The organism is Neorhizobium sp. NCHU2750 (assembly GCF_003597675.1).
GTDB lineage: Bacteria > Pseudomonadota > Alphaproteobacteria > Rhizobiales > Rhizobiaceae > Neorhizobium.
Genome location: NZ_CP030827.1, coordinates 1461145 through 1476903 on the forward strand (window position 1 = coordinate 1461145; position 15759 = coordinate 1476903).

A 15759-nucleotide genomic window follows, 5' to 3' on the forward strand; every position below is an offset into this window, starting at 1 on the left:
CGAAGAGCTAAGCGCCAGATTTTTCAGGAGAGGGGCAATGCCGCGTTCCGCAACTAGGCCCCTCTCTTGGAATTTCTAGAACTTAGCCTTTGGCTATGTGCTAGAAATTCCCGCAATCCTCTCGGGACGGCTGTGTCCTTGTATCCAGTCCGACGTGAGAATTTGTTGAACGGCTACTTAGCCTTGTCTCTCCACGTGAATGAACTCTCGTCCCCCACTAGCCAGAACTCCTTGCCGTCGATTCTCGCGAAGATTCGTGCAATATCCAAGAACTTGTAGATCTTGTCGGCTAGGTCGTACTCAGGACTTTCTTCCTTCACGATGTTTGCTCCGAACAGTTCAATCGACTCATCGTAATCGATCACGAACGAGTGGTCCTTGTAGTGATTTACGAGCTTTTCAGCTACGAGATGGGCGGTCTGACCTTCTCCTAGTGGTCTTTTACCTAATAGTCGCTCGGCGTACTGGACTGCACTTTCCGATACTCGCTGATAATACCCTAAAACCCGAATGGGAACCTGATCTGATATATAAGGCCCTAAAAGTGACGCGGATTCTGGAAAGCGGCAGGCAAGATCGGCAATTACATCCAATGCATTTCCTAGCGCCAATGCAGGAAGGCCGTTAATCTGGGGATCGATAGGACCAAGTTCGCTCATCATCCCCATGTGAATTTCATTGGCGCCAAGGCATATGAGCGTCGCAGCAGATTTTGCCTTTCTAGGGATTGCCACAACAAATTTATCTTTGGCGAGGCGTTTGAGTGTTTTGCTCAGCAGGTAAGAAGGCTCTATTTCCCCGCCGTTGCTGTTAATTATTAATAATACATCTTTTGGATTTGATTTTAATTCGGCCGCGGCGGAGTAAATGTTATTTGCATGGTAGCTGGTTATACTATCATGTTCGTCGTGTAGAAACAGTATTTTATACCCATCCAGGCCGCTTGCTTTAATTAGGTCGACAATTTCATTTTTTACAGCTGCGGCTGCACCGTCTTGGTCATTGGCGCGAGATGCATCAATGAATTGAACGATGTTAGATTTGGGCGGCGTGGCGTCCTTTTCCTTCCTAGTCACCATGTATGCTTCCTCAAAAAAAATAGCTCTGCGAAAATACGGCAGAGCTATCTAGTCAATCTTATCTACGTTTGTACACCCATTAGCTGCAACCGCTCGTAGCCCCACACGTGTCGCACTTCTCGCAGGTCCCATTCCGAACCATCGTGAAGTTCTGGCACTCGGAGCACATGTTGCCCGTATAGCCCTGCATGATCGACTTCATACGGCGGTCGGCTTCCACCTTCTTGGCTTCCGTCTTGGCGCTTGCGGCATCTGCCGCGGCCTTGTCGGAGAACAGCGCGGTGGCGGCCTGCTGGCCTTCGTCGGCGATCACTTCTTCGGCGATCTCTTCTGCCAGTTCCTTGGCGCGCTCTTCATAATCGCGCTTGAAGGAAACGACTTCCGAGGTCGAGATGGCAACCGTCGGCTCGAGCTTGCGGGCCGTATTGCCGGCAATCGAGGTGACGCTGGCCGAGGCGCGGGCAGGGGCTGCAGTGGCCGAGCCCTTGGCCTCCGAGCCGGCAGCCGAGGCGCCGCCCTGGATCAGGGTCGGCTTGTAGCCGCGGGTCCAGCCGGTCGAGACGAGCTGCGTCTTGCCTTCCTTGATGCCCTTGCCGAGTGCCGTATTGGAGAAGTCCGACGTATCGACGTGAGCAAGGTCATGACGGCCGAGATAGGAGACGGCGAGTTCGCGGAACACGTAGTCGAGGATCGACGTCGCGTTCTTGATCGCGTCATTGCCCGTCACGATCCCGGCCGGCTCGAACTTGGTGAAGGTGAAGGCCTCCACATATTCTTCCAGCGGCACGCCGTATTGCAGACCGAGCGAGATGGCGATGGCGAAGTTGTTCATCATCGCGCGGAAGGCAGCGCCTTCCTTGTGCATGTCGATGAAGATCTCGCCGATCCGGCCGTCGCCGAATTCGCCGGTGCGCAGATAGACCTTGTGACCGCCGACATTGGCCTTCTGGGTATAACCCTGACGGCGGTTCGGCAGCTTTTCGCGCTCGCGGGTGACGCGCTCGATGACGCGTTCCACGATCTTCTCGGTAATCTGCACGGCCTGAGCAGCGGTCGGAGCGGCTACCAGTTCCTCGATCGCTTCTTCCGCATCGTCCTCGTCGATCAGCGACGCATTGAGCGGCTGCGACAGCTTGGAACCGTCACGGTAGAGAGCGTTGGCCTTCAGAGCCAGCTTCCAGGACAGCATGTAGGCTGCGCCGCAATCTTCGACGGTTGCCTCGTTCGGCATGTTGATCGTCTTGGAGATCGCACCCGAGATGAACGGCTGGGCAGCCGCCATCATGCGAATGTGGGATTCAACCGAGAGATAACGCTTGCCGATCTTGCCGCACGGGTTGGCGCAATCGAAGACGGCGAGGTGTTCTTCCTTGAGGAAGGGCGCACCTTCCAGCGTCATCGCACCGCAGACGTGAACGTTGGCAGCCTCGATGTCCTTCTTGGCGAAACCGACATGCTCAAGCAGGTTGAAGCTCATGTCGGACAGCTGCTCGTCGGTGACCTTGAGGGTTTCCTTGAGGAAGTCCGCACCGAGCGTCCACTGGTTGAAGACGAACTTGATGTCGAAGGCCGACTTCAAGGCGCCGTTCAGAGCCTCGATCTTCTCATCCGAAAAACCCTTGGCCTTCAGCGTGCCGGGGTTGATGCCGGGAGCCTGGTTCAGGTTGCCGTGGCCGACAGCATAGGCTTCGATCTCGGCGATCTGGCTTTCCGAATAACCGAGCGAACGCAATGCATCCGGAACCGCACGGTTGATGATCTTGAAGTAACCGCCACCGGCGAGCTTCTTGAACTTCACGAGTGCGAAGTCGGGCTCGATGCCGGTCGTGTCGCAGTCCATCACCAGGCCGATCGTGCCGGTCGGCGCGATGACGGTCGTCTGGGCGTTGCGGTAGCCGTGCTTTTCACCAAGTTCCAGCGCCTTGTCCCAAGCCGCCTTGGCGTGGGTGGCGAGCGTCTGGTCCGGGTTTTCCGAATGGTAGAGCGGAACCGGGTTGACCGACAGCTGCTCGTAACCGGAGGTTTCGCCATAGGCTGCGCGGCGATGGTTGCGCATGACGCGCAGCATGCTCTCGCGGTTCGGCGCAAAGTTCGGGAACGGGCCAAGCTCGCCGGCGATTTCAGCCGAGGTCGCATAGGCGATACCGGTCATGATCGCGGTGAGCGATCCTGCAATCGCACGGCCTTCCTTCGAATCATAGGGAATGCCCGACGACATCAGGAAACCGCCGATATTGGCATAGCCGAGGCCGAGCGTGCGGTACTGGTAGGAGAGTTCGGCAATTTCCTTCGACGGGAACTGCGCCATCATCACCGAGACTTCGAGAACGACGGTCCACAGGCGAACGGCATGTTCGTAATCTGCGATCGCGATGTTCTTCGTCGCCTTGTCCTTGAACTGGAGAAGGTTGAGCGAAGCAAGGTTGCAGGCCGTGTCGTCGAGGAACATGTATTCCGAGCACGGGTTCGAGCCGCGGATCGGGCCACCGGCCGGCGACGTGTGCCAGTCGTTCATCGTCGTGTTGAAGTGGATGCCCGGATCGGCGGATGCCCATGCGGCATAGGAAATCTGTTCCCACAGATCCTTGGCCTTGAGCGTCTTCATCACCCGGCCGTCCTTGCGGGCGGTCAGGTTCCATTCGCCGTCGTTTTCGACCGCACGAAGGAAGTCGTCCTTCAGCGAGACGGAGTTGTTGGAGTTCTGGCCGGATACCGTGAGATAGGCTTCCGAATCCCAGTCGATGTCATAGGTCTTGAACTCAAGATCCTTGTAGCCCTGCTGGGCGAACTGGATGACGCGCTTGACGTAGTTTTCCGGAACCAGATCCTTCTTGGCAGCGCGGATTTCGCGCTTCAAAGCCGGGTTCTTCAGCGGGTCGAAGCAATCGTCATCGGAGCCTTCGCAATTGACGCAGGCCTTCATGATCGCCTTCAGGTGCTTGGCGACGATCTTCGAACCGGTGACGAGGGCAGCAACCTTCTGCTCTTCCTTGACCTTCCAGTTGATATATTCCTCGATATCCGGGTGATCGATATCGACAACGACCATCTTGGCCGCGCGACGGGTCGTGCCGCCGGACTTGATGGCGCCGGCAGCCCGGTCGCCGATCTTGAGGAAGCTCATCAGGCCGGAGGAACGGCCGCCGCCGGAAAGCTTTTCGCCTTCGCCGCGCAGATGGGAGAAGTTGGAGCCGGTGCCGGAACCGTACTTGAACAGACGCGCTTCGCGAACCCACAGGTCCATGATGCCGCCTTCATTGACCAGATCGTCGCCGACGGACTGGATGAAGCAGGCATGCGGCTGCGGATGCTCATAGGCCGACTTCGACTTGGTCAGCTTGCCGGTGAAGGGGTCGACATAGAAATGGCCCTGGCCGGGACCATCGATGCCATAGGCCCAGTGAAGACCGGTGTTGAACCACTGAGGGGAATTCGGGGCAACGCGCTGGGTGGCGAGCATATAGGCGAGCTCGTCCATGAAGGCAGCGGCATCGTCTTCGGAGGTGAAATAGCCACCCTTCCAGCCCCAGTAGGTCCAGGTGCCGGCGAGACGCGTGAAGACCTGGCGAGCGTCGGTCTCGGGGCCGTACTGCTCTTCCTTCGGAAGGTCCTTCAGAGCCTTTTCGTCGGCAACGGAGCGCCACAGGAAGGACGGAACATCGTTCTCTTCGACCTTCTTCAAAAACTTCGGAACGCCGGCCTTGCGGAAATACTTCTGCGCCAGAACGTCGGTCGCGACCTGGGAGAACTGCGTCGGCACGTCGATATCGGCAAGCCGGAAGACGATGGAACCGTCCGGATTGCGGATCTCGCTGGTCGCCTTGCGGAACTCGATGGTTCCGTAGGCGCCTGTCTCAGGCTTCGTGAAACGACGTTCGATGCGCATTGCCTCTAGTCCCTCATCCTTTGGCGCCGAAAAGGCGCACGTGTTCGATGCGGCCGCTCTCCATCATGGGCAGCCGGCTGAAATTCCATCCAGACTCATTGGATGTCTATCTGTATATTGTGCCGGATGATGGATGCCAACACTAAATATAGTGTTAATGAGATCTTTCCACCAGTCCTGATCACCGTTTCGGAAGCGCTTTTCGGGCGCACGAAAACCCGTCGCCTGGCTGTCTGTCAGAACAAACCATACGCTCGAATGTTTCCGCTGAACTCGAAAAAGAACCGGCCTCGTAACACCCGGTCCAGTCGCCGCCGCAACATGGGTTCATTCATGGCTTTGCCGCATGATTCGGTCAAGCCGTAGTTTGCAACACTTCGTAAACCACAAGATATTGTGGCTCATGCCTGTGGATAACGGGGACTAAAAATCTGCGTGGAATCTCAATCGCTTGGCGGTCGAGGTTGAAGCTTGCGCGAGGCTTGCCAATTCAGATTGTGGCGATCTCGGGGCCGGCAGACATGCCCGGAAGCCCTGTCGGAGGCGGGGTTTCAGCATCTCGTCATACCGTATTGAGACATATGGGTAACAGGGTAGTACTAAATGTGGATCGGGCGTCCCACGGATATTTTATCGCGACCGGTTGACAGGCGGGATCAGGCATTCGGCAAATGCCGGCGGCATGGCCTGTCTGCATAAAACGATACATCTGCCGGCCACTTCCTAACCATTTGGTGTGTTCCTTTGGCGAATTAATCGCTCCTTTATCGATGATCTGCTAATGTACTGTCCTGAATAATGGGCATCGGCAGTTTCGGAACGGGCATGAGGCGAGGCGAAACGGTATCGACCATTTCCGCGATCATATGTGCGGGCGTCGCAGCCGCCTTGCCCTATCCGTTCCGCTTGGCGGTGGCCGACGCTCTGCGGTTTGAATGCCGCATGCCGCAACAGATGGAAAAGGCGCTTGTCCGGCATCTCTGCAATGCAGTGCGCACGGGGGTGGAGGCAAGGTTGCGACAGGGCGCAGCCCGCCCGTCCTCGACCCCGCAGATCGTGTTCGAGGTGACCCGCTATCGGGTGCGATCGGCGTCCGGCTCCATGGCGGGACGCCTTCGCTGGTCGGCAGGCACAGGCAGGCAGGGATGGAGAATAGGGCAGGAGGTGTCTGCGACGATCACCGATGCTCCATTCGATACGGTAATCCTCGGCCAATTCGCGCGCACGATCGCGCAGACGGGTGATTTCTGAGGGCTGGTTTGAACCGCAAGGCGAGGGCGTGATGACGACATACAAGGAAAATGCCGATGCGGCCGCCGGTGTCTCGACCGCATACAAGATTGCTCCCGGCGATGCGCTGACGGGATCGCTGACCATCGGCGATTCGGACTGGATCAAGATCGGCCTGACTGCCGGAAAGGCCTACCAGTTCGATGTCACCGGCACGGTGGGCTGGGCGACATTGCTGGTGACCGATGCGGATGGCATCGCGCTCGATATCGATATCAACAATCGCGACAACCAGTTCACCGCCTCGACACTGAAATTCGTGCCCGAGAAAACAGGCACCTACTATATCCGCGTCGGTAGCCATGACGATGAATGGTCGGGAAAATACACCCTCAAGACGGCAGTCGTCGCCACGCCGAAGTTCGCCAGCTACGATGCGATCGCGACACAATTGACAACCAACTTCTGGAAAAGCGAGGGCTCGGCCCCCTATAAGTTCGATATCAGGGCCGGCGATACGCTGACGGTCAACATCGCCTCGCTGACCAGCCAGGGCCAGCAACTGGCCAAATGGGCGCTGACCGCCTGGACCGAAGCATCGGGCATAAAATTCAAATACGTGAGCGGCGCCGCGCAGATATCTTTCGACGACAAGGAAAGCGGATCCTTTGGCGGCGCATCGTCGATCATCGGCGGACACACGGTGTCAGGCATCGTCAACGTCGCTGCGAGCTGGATCAAGTCCTATGGCGCCGGTCCCGACAGCTATGTGCTGGAGACCTATATCCATGAAATAGGTCACGCTCTCGGGCTCGGCCATGCCGGAAACTATAACGGCAACGCCATTTTCGGAACCAGCAATCTGTTTTCCAACGATTCCGACCGCCTGACGGTCATGTCCTATTTCGACGCCCAGGAAAATCCTTGGGTCGCGGCATCACCGGCAATCGCGGTGACCCCGATGATGGTCGACATTCTGGCTATCCGCGCCCTTTACGGCACGACTGCCATTAACGCCGGCAACACGAAATACGACCTGAAGGCCGATTTCGACGGCAAGGCTATCGCCATGACGCTGGTCGATACCGGCGGTACGGACACGTTCGACTTCAGCTGGGCCGCGGCCACTCAGAAGATCGATCTGAATGCCGAGAAGTTTTCCAATGTCGCGGGTGGCATCAGCAATCTGGCGCTGGCCCGTGGCACGGTGATCGAAAACGCCATCGGCGGCAAGGGCGTGGATGTCATAACCGGAAATTCGGCAGCCAACACGCTGGATGGCCGCGCCGGCAATGACAAGATCTCCGGCGCCGGCGGCAATGACAAGCTTTATGGCGGCGCCGGCAGCGACACACTGTCGGGAGGAAGCGGCAAGGATGCCTTCGTCTTCAACACCGCGCTTGGATCGAAGAATGTCGACCTGATCAATGATTTTTCACCGGTCGACGACGTCATCCATCTGGAAAACGCGATCTTCACGTCCTTCACCAAGACGGGCGCCATCTCAAGCGCCTCTTTCATCAAGGGCACCACGCCGGCGGCCAAGGATGCCAATGATTTCCTGATCTACGAGACGGATACCGGCAATCTCTATTACGATGCCAATGGCAATAAATCCGGCGGCCCGGTCCTCTTCGTCCATCTGCAGAAGGACTTGGCCCTGACCTATCAGGATTTCCTGATCGTCTAACGCATGTCTCCCAAAAGTGGTCGCCGGTTTTGGGATAAAGACATGCGCAAAAACAAGGAGCTAAAGCACGGCGAGCGAATCTGAAAGATCGCGACGTGCTTTAGAGCAGTTCCAGCAAAAGTGCGTAGCGGTTTTGCGTCCGGAACTGCGTTGAAAGAAGCGGAATAACTCTAGGCTAGATCGACATCCGGCAGCTAAACGGCCACGAAGGGGCCGTTCAGCAACAGTGTGTGCCTCAGCCGCGGTGGCCCTTGGCGATCGGCTCCTGATAGGTGAAGCCCATGTCCCAGGGGAAATAGATCCAGGTATCCTGGGAAACTTCGGTGACGAACGTATCGATCATCGGCACGCCGGTCGGCTTGGCATAGACGCAGGCGAAATGCGCCTTGGGCAGCATCTCGCGCACTTCCTTGGCCGTCTTGCCGGTATCGGTCAGGTCGTCGACGACGAGAATGCCTTCGCCGCCATCGGCCGCCAGTTCCGGCGAAATGCCCTTCAGGAGCACCGTGTCGCCCTGGTCGACATAGTCGTGGCGGGTGGCAATGCACACGGTGTCGATCAGCCGGATATTGAGTTCGCGCGAAATGATGGCGGCCGGCACGAGACCCCCGCGGGTAATGCAGACGATCGCCTTGAACTCGCGGTTCAGGCCGGAAAGGCGCCAGGAAAGGGCGCGGGCGTCGCGGTGGAACTGGTCCCAGGAAACAGGAAAGGCTTTGTCGGGAAGAGACATGGTTTTGCTGCCAAGACGTGAGTTTATCTGGCTTTCGCTAATAACGGGAACAAGGGGCATAAGGCAAGCGCCTGAGGCAGGTCCGTCCTGCCAACCCGGCTAAAGCCTGGGGAAGGGCGCTTGCCGCAGCGGTCATTTTGCCCCCGCTACACCTCGCTCATAGCTCAGGCCGACGATCAGGCCGACGACCGCGCAGGCCGAGGTGAGCCCGGCAACCGCGCCCCATCCGCCATGGATCCAGAACCAGCCGCCCGCCCAGCCGGTAAAGCTTGCGCCGATATAGTAGAACAGAAGGTAGAGGGCCGAGGCGTGGCTCTTGGCCGCGCCGGAACTGGCACCCACGCCGCTGCTTGCCGCCGAATGGCCGATGAAGAAGCCGATCGTGATCAGGCATATGCCGAGCACCATCAGCACGATGCTGGTGATCAGCGTCATCGCCATGCCGACAAGGATGATGACGAATGTGGCGATCAGCATCGCCCGCCTTCCAAACCTGTCGACCAGCTTGCCGCCCTTGGAGGAGGCGACGATACCGAGCGCATAAGTCAGGAAGATCATGCTGATCGCGGTCGGGTTGAGATGGTAGGGCTCGCCCGCCAGACGAAAGGTCGAATAGTTGAACACGGTGGTGAACACGCTCGTCAGCATCGTACCGATGGCATAGAGGCGCAACAGGACCGGGTTCGAAAGATGCTGCCGCCAGATATGGATATGCCGTCCGAGCGGCACCGATTGCGGCCGAAAATTCTGCGACGGCGGCAACAGCACGAAAAAGCCGATCGCTGCCGCGACGCAGGCGGCGCCGAGCGCATACATGGCAAAATGCCAGGACGTATAGGCCGATGTCAGGCCCATACCGACCCGCCCGACCATCGCGCCGAAGGCGGTGCCGCCGACATAGAGCCCCATGGCGCGGCCAAGGCTCGAAGGCTCGATCTCTTCGGCGAGATAGGCCATCGCCACCGCCGGCACGCCGCCAAGTACAAAGCCCTCGACGGCGCGCGCCGCAAGCAGCCAGCCCCAGCTTCCGGAACTTGCGGCAACAAGGTTACAGAGCGCCGCCGCCATCATCGAGGTGAACATCAGGCTCTTGCGGCTGAACATCTGCGCAAACGCGCCGGAGAGAAGGATGGCGAAGGAGAGCGCGCCTGTCGTCAGCGACAGGGCGAGTGCCGCCGTCGCGGCATTGACGCCGAAATCGGCCGGAAATTCCGGCAAAAGCGGCTGCACGCAATAGATCAGCGAGAAACTGGCAAAGCCTGCGAGAAACAGTGCCCAGCTTGCCCGGCGAAAGCGCGCGCTGTCACCGGTAATCCAGTTGGGTTCGAATTCTTCAGGGACCGGGCGAACGGCCGCGGCAATCGGAGCGTGCTCGGGCATAGGCTGGGGCATGGAATGGGGCATGGGAAATCCTTGTCACCCGCATATAGCGCATGGCAAAGATAATATCTAATATATGGAGAATAGTTCTCCCATATCTGGAATTAATATCATGGAGCTGCGGCACGTCCGGTATTTTCTCGCCATCGCCGAAGAAGGCAGCTTCACCCGCGCCGCAGAACGCCTCGGTATTGCGCAACCGCCGCTCAGCCAGCAGATCAAGGTGCTGGAAAGGGAAATCGGGGCTCGGCTTTTTCGCCGCCTGTCCCATGGCGTCGAACTGACCCCGGCAGGATCTGCCTTCCGCGCTGCCATAAGCGGCGTTCCGCAGGAAATCGCCGAAGGCACACGGCTTGCCCGCAAGGCCGCGGCCGGCGAAAGCGGCGTCATCCGCATCGGTTTTACCGGCACGGCGGCCTTGAGCCCGGTGACGCCCGCTTGCATCCGGCTGTTCCGCAATGCCTATCCGGATGTCGAGATCAAGGTGACGGAGGCCAATTCGGTGGCGCTCGCCGATGCGCTGATCGACGACCGGCTGGATATCGCCATCCTGCGCCCGTCGAGTTCGGACCCGGAAGCGCTTGCCGAAGACATCCTTGCCGAAGAGCCGCTCGTGGCGGCCTTGCCCGCCGTCCATCCGCTGGCGACGATCGACGCGCCGATCGATCTCGTGGCACTGCGCGACGATCCGTTCATCTTCACCCCGCGCGATGTCGGGGTCAGCCTTCACGATGCCATGCTGAGGGCTTGCGCCAGTGCCGGCTTCACGCCGAAGCCGGGACCGTCTGCCCCGCATATCGCCTCGATCCTGTCGCTGGTGGCGGCCGATCTCGGCGTCTCGCTGGTGCCGCAGTCGATTGCCAATGTCAGGCTGCCGGGCACGGTCTTCCGCGAAATCGACAATATGGGCGAACGCGTCGCCATCGCGCTCGCCTACCGCAGGGCAACGACCTCGACCGTCGTGCGCAATTTTCGCGCCGTCATGCGGCAGGTGCGCAAGGACGGGCAATTGCCGGGCGTGCCCTCGCAGGCAGCGCTCTTGCCCGACGGCATGGATTTCTAGCGCTTTGAAAAAGGGGGCGGCGGCAGGCCGGGAGGGCTGGGGGAGAAGGCCTGATACCGATTGTCGATATCCAGTGCCTGCCGCCGTTCTTTCAGCTCACCAGTCCAAGCCCTCCGTCGATGACAAGCGTCTGACCGGTGAGGAAGGTGTTGCTCAGCGCGAAGAGATAGGCGGATGCCACCTCGTCGACATTGGCCGTGCGGGCAAGCGGAATGGTCCGGTCGAAATAGGCCTTGGTCTCTTCTACCTGTTCGCGCGGCACGTTGCGCCACAGCGGCGTGTCCATCCAGGTCGGCGATACGGCGTTGACCCGGATCTTCGGCGCCATCTCGACCGCGAGCCCTTCCGCCAGCATGCGGATCGCCGCATTGCCGACGATGGCGCCCGACGCATTATGCGGCCTGCCGCCGGCACCCGCCGTCATCACCAGGCTACCGCCGTCCCTGACATGCGGAAGCACCGTCTTGGCGATCTGCAGGGCGGCGAAGAACTTGCCGTCGATCGCCTCGCGCACGGCCGCAACGCTGTTGGCCATGAAGCCGCCGCCCATCGCCCCGCCGACCATCGACACGACATGGTCGACCGCGCCGATCTTGCCCATCGCCTTCTCCAGCGCTTCGACGTCGGTCGCGTCGACCACATGGGTCGCGACGTCCGCGGATGCCAATTCGGCCTTGGCCTTGGCCAGTGCGTCGGCATTGCGGCCAATGAGGATAAGACTGGCGCCTGCAGCCGCGGCCTGTGCCGCGACCGCCCGGCCGATGCCGGAACTGCCGCCGATGACGAGAACGCGTTTTCCGTCGAGAACCCGATCAGGCAACTTTAAACCCTCCCTGGATTGCAAAGGATGCAGCCGTCTCATCAGCGACCGCCATGTCGTTTTCGCCGCTAGAGCCGCTGATCCCGACCGCGCCTGCGAGATCACCACCTTCAAGGATCGGAACGCCGCCCTTCAGCGGGTAGAGCCCGGCAACCGACAGCATGGCCGTCTCGCCCTTGTTGATCATCGTCTCGAAAATTTCCGACGGTGCGCCAAGCGCCGCTGCCGTGCGCGCCTTGCCGATTGCCACATCGCAGGAGACCGAAGGCACGCCATCCATCCGCAGGAAGGCCATGAGGTTTCCGCCGGCATCGACGACCGACGCCGCAATCGCGATGTTTTTTGCCTTGGCGATCGCGACAGCGCGGTCGACAAGCGCTTGCGCCCCCGATGAGGTCAGGGCGGGGCGGTTAAGGAAATGGGTGTCTGTCATCCTGTGCTCCAAATTTAAGATACCGATTGGTATTTAGATACTAATCGGTACACTGGCCTTCAAGTCACCAACATGAAAAAGAGGTCGGAAATGGCCAGGCTCACACGCGTCGAAAGTCAGGCGCAGACGCGGCAGAAGCTTCTGGATGCGGCGCGCGACATGTTTTCGCGCGATGGTTACGCGGCGACCTCGATCGACCGCATTGCCGACGCCGCGGGCTTCAGCAAGGGCGCCGTCTATTCGAACTTCGCCGGCAAGGAGGCGATCTTTCTGGAGGTTCTGGAAGCGCTGGGGCAGGCGAGCCTCGATCCGCTTCTGGAGGCTATAGACACCGCTTCGGGTGCCGATGCCGTCGTCGAACTGCTGGTCGCCTGGGCGGACGACCGCTCGCAGAGCGGCAACTGGTCCCTGACGATCCTCGAACATGCCCGCACCGCCGATCTTGACACACAGTCCCTCGAGCGCCAGCGGGAAATCCTGCGTAGCCATTGGCGCCAGCTCGGCGAAAAGCTTGTCGGAAAATTTGCCGGGGTCTCGGCCGAGCCGGAAACCCTCGGAGCCCTGATGCACGAACTCGCCTACGCGCCGGCGATGACCTTCGTCTCCCGCCCGCGCGCCGGCGATCTGGTTCGTTTGAGCCTGAAGGCCATCCTCGCCTGACGGCCCGGATGGGGCCGTCAGCCTGACATGAGGGTCACCGCGACATGAGGGTGAGCGCCGTCATCGAATCGAGCAGGCTGCGGGTCACGCCGCCGAAGAACACTTCCCACCAGCGGGAATGCCCGTAACCGCCCATTACCAGGAGGTCGATGCTCTCGTCGGCAAGCCGGTTCTCGATTGTCGCCGCCGGGGTGTTGCGACCGCTCTCCTGCGTCGTCACGGTGACGGCAATGCCGTGGCGGCTGAGCGTGGCGGCGATCTCTGCACCGGCAAGCTCCGGGCTCTGGCTACCGCGTTCCGGCGGATCGATGACGAGCACTTCGACCGACGCCGCGAGCTTTAAAAACGGCAGCGAATCGAATGTGGCGCGTGCCGCCTCGCGCGATCCGTTCCAGGCGACCAGCACCCGTTTGATCGGGCGCGGCTCCTTCAGCGTATAGGGCACGAGCAGCAGCGGCCGGCCGCTTTCGAACAGGAAGGTTTCCAGATCGGCGCGGTGATCGGGCTTGGACGGATCGCTCTGGTTGGCGACGATCAGATCCGCCGTGCGCGCCGTCTCCTGCACCGAGGTCGAGGCATAGCCGGCAGCCAGCATGTAACTGTGCCACTCGGCGGCAATGCCCTCGCGCACCGTCTGCTGCTTGAAGATCTGCTCGATCGCCATCGTTTCCCTCTGGGCGCTTTCCTGCAGGATCTCGACAGCCGTCGGATCGGGGATTTCCATCGGTGCGATCAGCGGCACGGCCACCAGTGTCTCCGCATGCACGCCGATCAGATGGGCGTCGAACTGCTGGGAGACGGAAATGGCGAAATCGGTGATCTGCGCCGCATGGCGCTGGGTGTCGAGGACGGCGAGAACGGTCTTGTAGGACATCAAAAATCCCTCATCGGAGAGCTCATGCAAGGCTTTACATCAATTAAAATGGAGCCGTGACAAGGCCCGTCAATGGCGCTCACGCCACCGTGCGCCGCATCAGCCCCATGCGACGCAATCGTCCTCGCAAAACCCCGGCAGGCTCACGCGTCGGCGGTCGGGTTGGCCGCAAGGCCTGCCTTGTCGAGATCGGCAATCATCGCCTCGATGGCCGCAGCCGCGGCGGCAAGCGGCTCTTCGGCGCGTGCCCTGACCACCAGTTCGGTCGAAAATTTCTTACCGTCGAAACGCGGATAGGAGCCGATGCTGGTCTCCGGATGGGCTTTCTGGATATTGCCGAGAAGCGTGCCGATATCACCCTCGCCATAGGGGCAGGAAATCGACCGCGACAGCATTTTCGAGCCCGAGCGTAGCGTCGGCAGGACGTTGTCGACCATCGCCTGGAACACTTGCGGCACGCCGGCCATCACATAGACATTGCCGATCACGAAACCGGGTGCGGTGGAGACCGGATTGGCGATATGGGACGCACCCTCGGGCATGCGCGCCATGCGCTGGCGGGCAGGGGTGAATTCCATCTCGCGGCACTTGTACATCTCGGCAAGCAGCGCCATCGCCTTGTCCTCATGGATACAGGCAACACCGAACGCCTTCGACACGGCATCCGCCGTGATGTCGTCATGCGTCGGGCCGATGCCGCCCGAGGTGAACACATAGTCGTAGCGAGCGCGCAGCGCATTCAGCGCCTCGACGATCCTGTCCTCCTCGTCGGGCACGATGCGCACTTCCTTGAGGTCGATCGCCGAAAGCGTCAGCATGTCCGCCAGATGGCCGATATTCTTGTCCTTGGTGCGCCCGGACAGGAGTTCGTCGCCGATGGCGAGCATTGCGGCGGTGACGATGGGGGAACCGGCGGGGGTGCCAATGGGGGGAGACGTCTGGTCGGTCATGGTGGCTCTCTTCTTCTGATCCGGAAAACCTAATCCGCCTGCCGGCGAATGCAATCCTGCGACCGCTCGACTGATGATGTTCAAATTGGACGAGCCGGGGCCATCGTTCAAGAATAGTGGACAGTGCGTCGTGATCGTCACGGCTGGCAGGGTAGGCCGCGCTCCGCTAGCTATAGGTCACACGCTTGTTAAAGGCCGGTTTGATGATCCTAGAGTTCTTGAAAAGAGTGCTTGGCGGCGCACCTTCCACAAGTCCAGCAGCCGCTCCCATCCCCGCAAAGGAAACGAAGAAAATGACCAAGGTTCTCGTCCTCTATTACTCTTCCTACGGCCATATCGAGAAGATGGCTTACGCTGTTGCCGAAGGTGCCAAGTCCGCCGGTGCGGACGTCACGGTAAAGCGCGTTCCCGAACTCGTTCCGGAAGACGTCGCCAAGGCGTCGCATTTCAAGCTCGATCAGGCCGCCCCGATCGCAACCGCCGATGAACTCGACCAGTATGACGCGATCATCGTCGGCGCCGGCACCCGCTTCGGCACGGTCGCTTCGCAGATGCGCAATTTCTGGGACCAGACCGGCGGTCTGTGGTTCAACGGCAAGCTGGTCGGCAAGGTCGGCTCGGTCTTCACCTCATCCGCTACCCAGCATGGCGGCCAGGAATCCACCATCCTCTCCTTCATCCCGACCTTCCTTCACCACGGCATGGCCGTAGTCGGCCTTCCCTATGCCTTCCAGGGCCAGATGGGCACGGAAGAAGTCAAGGGCGGCTCGCCCTACGGCGCCAGCACGCTGACCAACGGCGACGGCTCGCGCATGCCGTCCGACATCGAACTCGAAGGCGCAAAATTCCAGGGCGCCCACGTCGCCAAGATCGCCGCCAAGCTTTCGGCCTGATCGCCGACGCCTGAGCCGGATTGAAGACAAGGGGAGTGGCCATGCCGCTCCCCTTTTTCGTGTGCGCC

General features: G+C 60.1%; 13 protein-coding genes. 5 read left to right on the top strand and 8 right to left on the bottom strand.

From position 1 onward, the window contains the following. Positions 1-173: 173 nt before the first annotated feature. Both NCHU2750_RS07150 and NCHU2750_RS07155 read right to left on the bottom strand, forming a co-directional pair. On the bottom strand, positions 174-1079 hold the full coding sequence (locus NCHU2750_RS07150) for an SDH family Clp fold serine proteinase (RefSeq protein ID WP_119939809.1): 906 nt from the start codon (positions 1077-1079) through the stop codon (positions 174-176). Positions 1080-1158: 79 nt separating this feature from the next. Further along, complete coding sequence (locus NCHU2750_RS07155) at positions 1159-4965, bottom strand: vitamin B12-dependent ribonucleotide reductase (RefSeq protein ID WP_119939810.1); 3807 nt, start codon at positions 4963-4965, stop codon at positions 1159-1161. Positions 4966-5790: 825 nt separating this feature from the next. Here NCHU2750_RS07155 and NCHU2750_RS07160 point away from each other — a divergent pair. Beyond that, the gene (locus NCHU2750_RS07160; protein ID WP_162939525.1) at positions 5791-6216 is read left to right on the top strand and encodes a hypothetical protein; all 426 of its coding nucleotides are present in this window, start codon (positions 5791-5793) and stop codon (positions 6214-6216) included. A gap of 31 nt (positions 6217-6247) precedes the next feature. Beyond that, on the top strand, positions 6248-7885 hold the full coding sequence (locus NCHU2750_RS07165) for a M10 family metallopeptidase C-terminal domain-containing protein (RefSeq protein WP_119939812.1): 1638 nt from the start codon (positions 6248-6250) through the stop codon (positions 7883-7885). Between the two features lie 235 nt (positions 7886-8120). On the opposite strand, the gene gpt is transcribed toward NCHU2750_RS07165, so the two are convergent. Together gpt and NCHU2750_RS07175 are read right to left on the bottom strand one after the other, a co-directional pair. After that, positions 8121-8618 (bottom strand): xanthine phosphoribosyltransferase, encoded by a 498-nt coding sequence (gpt, locus tag NCHU2750_RS07170; RefSeq protein WP_119939813.1) that lies wholly within the window; start codon positions 8616-8618, stop codon positions 8121-8123. 132 nt (positions 8619-8750) lie between these two features. Continuing rightward, on the bottom strand, positions 8751-10022 hold the full coding sequence (locus tag NCHU2750_RS07175) for an MFS transporter (protein WP_245480355.1): 1272 nt from the start codon (positions 10020-10022) through the stop codon (positions 8751-8753). A gap of 88 nt (positions 10023-10110) precedes the next feature. Between NCHU2750_RS07175 and NCHU2750_RS07180 the strand changes: the two genes are divergently transcribed. Next, on the top strand, positions 10111-11061 hold the full coding sequence (locus NCHU2750_RS07180; RefSeq protein ID WP_119939815.1) for a LysR family transcriptional regulator: 951 nt from the start codon (positions 10111-10113) through the stop codon (positions 11059-11061). 91 nt (positions 11062-11152) lie between these two features. On the opposite strand, the gene NCHU2750_RS07185 is transcribed toward NCHU2750_RS07180, so the two are convergent. After that, positions 11153-11881 carry an SDR family oxidoreductase gene (locus NCHU2750_RS07185; protein ID WP_205583880.1) on the bottom strand — a complete coding sequence of 243 codons (729 nt, stop codon included), beginning with the start codon at positions 11879-11881 and terminating at the stop codon, positions 11153-11155. Next, positions 11874-12314, bottom strand: a complete 441-nt coding sequence (locus NCHU2750_RS07190; RefSeq protein ID WP_119939817.1) for a GlcG/HbpS family heme-binding protein — start codon at positions 12312-12314, stop codon at positions 11874-11876. Before NCHU2750_RS07190 ends, NCHU2750_RS07185 begins: the two co-directional genes overlap by 8 nt. Positions 12315-12404: 90 nt before the next feature. Between NCHU2750_RS07190 and NCHU2750_RS07195 the strand changes: the two genes are divergently transcribed. Next, positions 12405-12974, top strand: coding sequence for a TetR/AcrR family transcriptional regulator (locus NCHU2750_RS07195; RefSeq protein WP_119939818.1), 570 nt, complete (start codon positions 12405-12407; stop codon positions 12972-12974). Positions 12975-13008: 34 nt separating this feature from the next. Here the strand turns inward: NCHU2750_RS07195 and NCHU2750_RS07200 are convergent, their stop codons facing one another. Beyond that, entirely contained in the window at positions 13009-13848 is an 840-nt protein-coding gene (locus NCHU2750_RS07200; RefSeq protein WP_119939819.1) for a universal stress protein, read from the bottom strand. 143 nt (positions 13849-13991) lie between these two features. Next, positions 13992-14798: a competence/damage-inducible protein A gene (locus tag NCHU2750_RS07205; RefSeq protein ID WP_119939820.1), complete on the bottom strand. Its 807-nt coding sequence runs from the start codon at positions 14796-14798 to the stop codon at positions 13992-13994. Positions 14799-15091: 293 nt separating this feature from the next. On the opposite strand from NCHU2750_RS07205, the gene wrbA reads away from it, so the two are divergent. Then, positions 15092-15691 carry an NAD(P)H:quinone oxidoreductase type IV gene (gene wrbA / locus NCHU2750_RS07210; protein ID WP_119939821.1) on the top strand — a complete coding sequence of 200 codons (600 nt, stop codon included), beginning with the start codon at positions 15092-15094 and terminating at the stop codon, positions 15689-15691. The last annotated feature ends 68 nt before the right edge of the window (positions 15692-15759 follow it).